We start from the raw sequence: 1,473 nt of genomic DNA on the forward strand, positions 1-1,473 counted from the left end.
CACCATCACCTAAGAGATTTCCTTGACGCGAATCTAGACCTTGAGCAATGTCTCCAATTTCGGTAACTTTGTAATCGTCAACATAGATTTCGGTGTCATCAGTGTTGCCGTTAATGTGGGTAAACAAACCCAAGAAAAAGCGTGTGTTTCCGATCTCGTTGGGTGTAAATTCAAATCGGAGATTTTTGTAGCCATCTCCATCAGTAATCACGAAATCTTGACCTCGAAAGCTGTTATCTGGGTTTTGCGCCCAGAAAGAAACAATCGCACTGGGCAGGTTATTCTCTGGATTTAACCATTTGACTTTGGCTTCTACGGCATAGGTCTTATCTGTTTTTAGACCTGAGACATCTTGAAAGAGTGACAGTTGATCGTCATAGTTAACTTGAGCTTCTTGGGGCAGTTTGAGATACATCTGCTTTCCTTGTCCTGGGACATTTTCAATGTCAGCCACTTTTTCGACATTGCGGTCGTAGTCTCGAACTTTTCCTGTTTTGCCTACTAACCAATTTGTGCCATCTAAAGCTTGATTAAAGCCAGAATTTTTGAGTAGACTTTGATAATTACCATTGGCAAAATTAGAACTTTGAGTAGGTCTTAAAACTGAATCAAATCCCTCAATCACAATCGCAGCCGATTCAATTGAGCCAGTCTGATATTCAAGCTCCCAATCTCCGTAATGATTAGTACTTCCAGTCAGGTCTACACTTGCAGCAATATCTGCTCCTGTCAAATTGCTCAACTGTTGTACAAATTGACGACCTTCTTCTCCTTTTCCTACTTCGCAACCATAGAGCAAGATATCTGCCGTCTGGGAAGAACCAGTCCAACCAGTTAAGCTACTTTTGTATTGGTCTAATGTATCGGAGTTAATTTCCGCATTCCCTAGCTGCAAACTCCCCGCAGAACCGTGAGAAATAATATCAATGGTGTGAATATTCTGCCGAGAAGCTAAAATATCTGCGATCTGCGTTATGCCATTTTGGTTCGCATCCAATCGAATAGCTTCAGCTCCACTGTTGGCAAACTGTTCTATTTGTTGTTCTGAGATAGAGACAGCACTATCAACAATAATTAGGCGATCTTGCAGAGAGCCACTTTGCGGTGCGCTTCCAAGTCCACCCTCAATTGTGCTTTCAGGTACAGTAGAAGTATCTGCGTTAAAAACACTTTGGCTCCTGACAGCCAGAAAATCTTGAGCGACGAATTCCTGGTCATTAATAACTTCCATCGTAGAAGTTCTCCATCTTCATTTGCACACCAACAATACAGAATATCTGCAATTTATCGAAAGTGGCAGTTTATCCTTATTTTCTGTCCACAATTCGAGCATAGTTGAGAACTGTAAAAAAAACGGTCAGCAATACAAACAGTTTATCTATTTCAGTTTATTTGTAGGATAATATCCTATGGAAGATGAGCGAGCATCAATAATACTGGCGAATTGGATTACCATCTACTGATGACAATTAC

1 protein-coding gene is annotated in these 1,473 nt (G+C 40.9%); it reads right to left on the reverse strand.

The features are described 5' to 3' along the window. On the reverse strand, positions 1-1,231 hold a 1,231-nt coding region (locus H1P_RS33295; protein WP_144875757.1), incomplete at its 3' end, for a DUF4347 domain-containing protein. Positions 1,232-1,473 lie beyond the last annotated feature (242 nt).

This window comes from Hyella patelloides LEGE 07179, assembly GCF_900659865.1.
Taxonomy (GTDB): domain Bacteria; phylum Cyanobacteriota; class Cyanobacteriia; order Cyanobacteriales; family Xenococcaceae; genus Hyella; species Hyella patelloides.